Origin of the sequence: Oceanobacter sp. 5_MG-2023 (assembly GCF_030548165.1) — a bacterium.
Lineage (GTDB): Bacteria > Pseudomonadota > Gammaproteobacteria > Pseudomonadales > Oceanobacteraceae > Oceanobacter.
Genome location: NZ_JAUORS010000045.1, coordinates 1 through 5,515 on the forward strand (window position 1 = coordinate 1; position 5,515 = coordinate 5,515).

Genomic DNA, 5,515 nt, shown 5'->3' on the forward strand with positions numbered 1-5,515 from the left:
TGTCCCCATCGTCTAGAGGCCTAGGACACTGCCCTTTCACGGCGGCAACAGGGGTTCGAATCCCCTTGGGGATGCCACTCTCTTGATACTATGATAGAGTAGTATGGAAGAGATAAGCGGGAATAGCTCAGTTGGTAGAGCACGACCTTGCCAAGGTCGGGGTCGCGAGTTCGAATCTCGTTTCCCGCTCCAGATTCTAAAAAGCCGATTCAGAAATGAGTCGGCTTTTTTATTGTATTTTTGCCGAAAAACCTGCGTTTTAGCGCCGCTCAAGTGCAGGTGTGATTGGTGCACTTGAGCTGTTGTATCCCGGTTTCCTTATTGTGCTTCATCCTGTTGCTGAAACTGGTCTATTTCTTCATCGGTTAGGTAGTGCAGGCAATCGCCACCGAAGATCCACAGCAGTTCTCGATCAATAACAGGGGCGAGTTGTGGAGTGTGCATCATCAGATTGTTGAGCCATTGACGGGTATCTTCATAAGCTGTTTCAGACTGTTGCGTCAGCTGATCAATTAAAGACTCAAGCTGGTGTATCATATCGGTACTGATGACTTCGCTTTCACTAGCCGCTGCCAAGCGGCTTTTTAGTGTTTGCAGCAAGCGGATGTGGTTCGGTTGTTCGCTCATGTATTTTCTCAAACAGGTTGATTTGTATGGTTCCGGCACTGAAAGTTCAGGGCTTATCCAAAGTGTATGACAATGGTTTCCAGGCGCTCAAAGGGATTGATTTGAGTGTGGAGCAGGGGGACTTTTTTGCCCTGCTGGGCCCGAATGGTGCGGGCAAGTCTACCACGTTAGGTATTTTATCGGGGTTGGTGCAAAAAACGGCTGGCTTGGCTGAAGTGATGGGCTTTGACGTCAATAAGCAGTCATTTGGCGCCCGTCTCAATTTGGGGGTTGTACCGCAAGAGTTTAATTTTAACCAGTTTGAAAAGGTTGAAGATGTTGTGGTCACGCAGGCCGGATATTTTGGACTGAGTCGGCGTGAAGCGCGAACAAGCGCTGAATATCTGCTGAAAGAGCTGGACCTGTGGGATAAGCGTGATGAGCCATCCAGGATGTTGTCTGGTGGGATGAAGCGGCGCTTGATGATTGCTCGTGCGTTGGTGCACAAACCCAAGGTGCTGATTCTGGATGAGCCAACCGCCGGGGTTGATATTGAACTGCGGCGTTCGATGTGGACCTTTATGAAGGCGCTGAATGAAGCGGGCACGACCATTATTCTGACTACGCATTACCTGGAAGAAGCGGAGCAACTGTGTCGCAATATTGCGATTATCAATCGCGGGGAGATCGTTCGCTGCACCAGTGTTCGTGCATTGCTGGCCAATATGAAGTCTGAGACCTTTGTGTTTGACCTGATGTCGCAAGCTCCTGCCGATTTGCAGCTGGCCGGATGGGTTGTCCGGGTTGTGGGGGAGGATACCATCGAGGTGGTTGTCAAGGAGGGTCAGAGTATCAATAGCGTGTTTGAGGCCTTGTCTGCCAAGGGGTGTCTGGTGCGTAGTATGCGGCCCAAATCCAATCGTCTGGAAGAGTTGTTTGTGGATCTGGTGCAAGGAGATAACCAATGAGTCATTTGACCGTGCAGTGGGTGGCATTAAAGACGATCGTGGTTAAAGAAGTTCGCCGTTTTACGCGGATCTGGCAGCAAACCCTGGTGCCGCCTGCAATTACGATGACCTTGTATTTTGTGATTTTTGGTAATCTGATCGGCTCCCGGATCGGCGAAATGGGTGGCGTGGACTATATGTCCTTTATCGTGCCAGGTCTGATTATGATGAGTGTGATTACCAATGCGTATGGCAATGTGGCCTCATCGTTTTTCAGTAATAAATTCCAGCAGAGTATCGAGGAATTGATGGTGGCTCCGGTTCATCCTGCCACCATTCTGCTGGGGTTTGTCTCGGGGGGAGTCGCCAGGGGAGTTATGGTGGGCGTCATTGTGACTCTGTTGTCGTTGTATTTTACCGATTTGACGATTCATCACATCGGCGTTGTGGTCGGCATTGTTTTGCTGTCGGCGGTGCTGTTTTCACTGGGTGGCTTTATTAATGGGGTGCATGCCCGTACTTTTGATGATATCGCGATTGTTCCCACTTTTGTGATTACGCCGTTGACGTATCTGGGGGGTGTTTTTTACTCGATCAGTTTGCTGCCAGAGCATTGGCAGTGGGTATCTCAACTGAATCCGATTTTATATATGGTGAATACCTTTCGTTATGGCATTCTGGGTGTGTCGGATGTTGATGTGGTGTTTTCATTTTTAATGATGGGTGTGTTTATCGTAATTCTGAGCAGCTATAGTTTATGGTTGCTCAAACGCGGCACTGGCATGAGGCAATAAAGGTTATGGCAACGATTGATTCTGAATTAAACCCGCTGGGAAAGTCGTCTGTTTACAAGGATGAATATGACGCCTCTTTATTGTTTGCTATCCCTCGGGCGGAAGGCCGCTCCCGTCTGGTCGGGGGGGATTTTGTGCCTGTGTATGGCGAAGATATCTGGAATGCGTATGAATTGTCATGGCTGAACGCAAAAGGTAAGCCTGTGGTGGCGATGGGGGAGTTTCGGATTCCGGCTACAGGTGCCAACCTGATTGAATCCAAGTCCTTCAAGTTATATCTGAATTCCTATAACCAGACTCGGTTTGACTCTCCTGCGGATGTCCAGGCCCGGATGGCGGCTGATTTATCGGCGGTCGCGGGATGTGCGGTCACGGTTGAATTAACGGCATTGCCGGATGTACTGGACTTTGGCACGGCACCGACAGCCCTGTGTGTTGATGATCTGGACGTGACTATTGCAGCCTATCAGCCCGATGGTACGTTGTTGGCGACGGCAGATGGCGAATTTGATGGCTGGTTGTGCTCGCACTTGCTGAAGTCGAATTGTCCGGTGACGGGGCAGCCAGACTGGGGGAGCGTGTATGTATATTATCGCGGCCCTGTGATTGTACCTGAATCCTTTCTCGCTTATGTGGTGTCGATGAGGCAGCACCAGGGCTTTCATGAGCAATGTGTGGAGCAGATATTCCAGGATATCAACCGCTTCTGCCACCCTGAATCTTTGATCGTTTGTGCTCGTTATGTGCGCAGGGGAGGATTGGATATCAACCCGGTACGCTCATCGCTTGAAGGTGTATCGCTGGAAAATTTCCGAACCGTTCGTCAGTAAGAGGTGCGCAGGTTGTCTGGGGGCTGTTGCTTATTTTGATGATTTCATCTGTGCGGCGACTTTGGCCGCACGCTGTTGGGCGGTCGGGGCTTGTCGTTCTGGGGCGCGGGTTTTGACCTGGTTTCTTAGTTTACTGGCTGCCTGTTCCAGTGCTTCAGCGACCTTGCTGCGCTCACTATCACGTACTTTCTCGGATTCCAGATACAGTGAAAAACCTTCGGTTTCATGATTCATAAAGCCGGAGTTGGCGCCGAGATCCCGGCGGTAATCGACTACCTGATAAAGCGGTACCGGATCGCGGAACCCTTTCACCATGGCAGTTCCTCGTTGTCGACAGATGATTTTGTCTTTAACCAATGAGAATGTATCGTGAGAGATAAGGATTTCTCCGGCATCAGCCGCACTTTCAAGTCGGCTGGCCAGGTTTACCTCTTTGCCAACGATGGTGTAATCCATGCGGCTTTCGGTGCCAAAGTTACCAACGGTGCAATAGCCGGTATTGATGCCCATGCGGATTTGTAATGGCGTCGTCATTCCTTGTTCGGTCCAGTGTTTTCTCAGCTTGAGCATATGGCGGCGCATTTCAATGGCCATGGCAACACATGCCAGGGCATCCCGTTTGACGCCTTTGGTGTTCGGGTCGCCAAAAAAAATCATAATGCCATCACCAATAAATTTGTCGATGGTGCCGCCATACTTCATGGCGATTTCGGACATGTCGGTCAGGTAACCATTCAGTAGATCGGTGAGAGGTTCGGCTTCCATTTGTTCCGACAAGGAAGAAAAGCCAACGATATCAGAAAAGAAGATAACCAGCTTTTTGCGTTGCGTCTCAAGCTTGGCTTCGCGTTTACCATTAAAAATAGATTCTCTTACTTGCGGAGCGACGTATCGGGATACCTGGGTCGATAATTCCTGAAAGCGGTCTATCTGGCTTTTCAGGCGATACTGCATGGCGCCAATCTGGTTGCTCTGGCGTCTGGCAAACAGAGCCAAGGCAGCAAAAAAAATCGCGGTTGCTACACCACAAACAATAACCAGGGTGTTAGGTATAAGATCGGCCTGCCATGAGCTGAGCCAGAGATAAGAAGCCATCATGCTGGTTGCAGAAATCAATACGCCAGACAGCCAGCTGGCCTTGCTGCCTGTCAGAATCAGACTGGTATTCAGCATTAGCAAGGCGGGGAGAGTCAGTTCAATGGGCGCGTGAATGAGTCCCAGTAATAGGCCGGTAATGGCGGCATCTATTTGTGTCCAGAAAGTGAGAGCCGTATCGCGATTCCAGGGAGTGCGACGCTCAATGACTTCGACCAGGTGTGGGTAGACCAGACAGAATGCCAAGGCGGTCCAAAAATTTTCAGGCCAGTAGTGGATGAAAATACCGGCAGCAATCGTCACTGCGCCCGTCCCGTAGCCCAGTATGCGCGCAATATAATCTGGGTAGGGGGTGGTTCGGGGGGCTGTATCAATGTTTTCGACTAAATCGCTCATAGTTCTGCCATGGGTACTTTCGGCTGCCGCCACCCTGAATCTGAATAAAATGAATTACTATCGCCTGTATAGCGGTAAATGTGAGCTGCATCAAGGAGAGTCCGTGATGAAAATGGTGCTGGTTGATATATGTCTTGAGGTTATGAAGAAAAGATGACAAAGCCAAGCAGAACTTGGTTGTATCAAATCTGGCCCATTTCGGGATTGCGAGATGGGGTGTTGCCGGATTGGCCAAGGGGCTTGAGTGGAGGGGTGAGTGCTGGATGTTGTGGGTGACTCAAGAGCGGCTGCCAATAAATAACAATTTTTGGTTGACGCGCTAGGTGTAGATCAGTATATTGCGCGGCCTCTGTTGGGGGTAAGTTCCCGACGTAAGGTGAGGTGTCCGAGTGGCTGAAGGAGCACGCCTGGAAAGTGTGTATACCGCAAGGTATCGAGGGTTCGAATCCCTCCCTCACCGCCATTATTCAATAAAGAGCCCTTAGCTTTTTAATAGCTTGGGGCTTTTTTTTGTTCGGCAAGTTACTCATCATCCTGTCATCCTGAATACGTTGTTTTTGTGTGCAGGTGGTGCCTTCTGGATTGGTGGGTTTTCACTTGAGAACTTCTGTCTAACATTAATAGCCAGGCAAACCGATTTTTGATGGGTGCCGCATGGATATTGACTTGGTTGTCAATATGCTTGGTGTCTCCGTATTTGGTCAAAAGTTGTTTGCTGCACTGGATACTGATCAGGGACGTTACAAATATCCCGTTAATTCTGGAAAGGGCTGTTCTGGTCAACAAAACCGGACACATTAATTGGCTAATTTCTCATGCTCCGCCGGTGACAAGTCACCGTTCGAGG

The 5,515-nt window shown here is 49.8% G+C and carries 5 protein-coding genes and 3 tRNA genes; 6 read left to right on the forward strand and 2 right to left on the reverse strand.

What is annotated here, in order from left to right:
• Position 1 precedes the first annotated feature (1 nt).
• Together Q4551_RS15960 and Q4551_RS15965 are read left to right on the forward strand one after the other, a co-directional pair.
• Positions 2-77 (forward strand) — tRNA-Glu (locus Q4551_RS15960).
• A 39-nt stretch (positions 78-116) separates the two neighbouring features.
• Positions 117-192, forward strand: a tRNA-Gly gene (locus tag Q4551_RS15965).
• A 126-nt stretch (positions 193-318) separates the two neighbouring features.
• Here the strand turns inward: Q4551_RS15965 and Q4551_RS15970 are convergent.
• Positions 319-627, reverse strand: a complete 309-nt coding sequence (locus tag Q4551_RS15970; protein WP_303434908.1) for a PA2817 family protein — start codon at positions 625-627, stop codon at positions 319-321.
• Between the two features lie 26 nt (positions 628-653).
• Between Q4551_RS15970 and Q4551_RS15975 the strand changes: the two genes are divergently transcribed.
• From Q4551_RS15975 to queF, 3 genes are read left to right on the forward strand one after another with little or no spacing between them, the layout of a single operon-like run.
• Positions 654-1,574 carry an ABC transporter ATP-binding protein gene (locus Q4551_RS15975; protein ID WP_303434909.1) on the forward strand — a complete coding sequence of 307 codons (921 nt, stop codon included), beginning with the start codon at positions 654-656 and terminating at the stop codon, positions 1,572-1,574.
• The gene (locus Q4551_RS15980) at positions 1,571-2,347 is read left to right on the forward strand and encodes an ABC transporter permease (RefSeq protein WP_303434911.1); all 777 of its coding nucleotides are present in this window, start codon (positions 1,571-1,573) and stop codon (positions 2,345-2,347) included. Before Q4551_RS15975 ends, Q4551_RS15980 begins: the two co-directional genes overlap by 4 nt.
• A 5-nt stretch (positions 2,348-2,352) precedes the next feature.
• Positions 2,353-3,177 carry an NADPH-dependent 7-cyano-7-deazaguanine reductase QueF gene (gene queF / locus Q4551_RS15985; protein WP_303434912.1) on the forward strand — a complete coding sequence of 275 codons (825 nt, stop codon included), beginning with the start codon at positions 2,353-2,355 and terminating at the stop codon, positions 3,175-3,177.
• Positions 3,178-3,207: 30 nt separating this feature from the next.
• On the opposite strand, the gene Q4551_RS15990 is transcribed toward queF, so the two are convergent.
• Positions 3,208-4,668: an adenylate/guanylate cyclase domain-containing protein gene (locus Q4551_RS15990; RefSeq protein WP_303434913.1), complete on the reverse strand. Its 1,461-nt coding sequence runs from the start codon at positions 4,666-4,668 to the stop codon at positions 3,208-3,210.
• A gap of 375 nt (positions 4,669-5,043) precedes the next feature.
• On the opposite strand from Q4551_RS15990, the gene Q4551_RS15995 reads away from it, so the two are divergent.
• Positions 5,044-5,131 (forward strand) — tRNA-Ser (locus tag Q4551_RS15995).
• Positions 5,132-5,515: the final 384 nt, after the last annotated feature.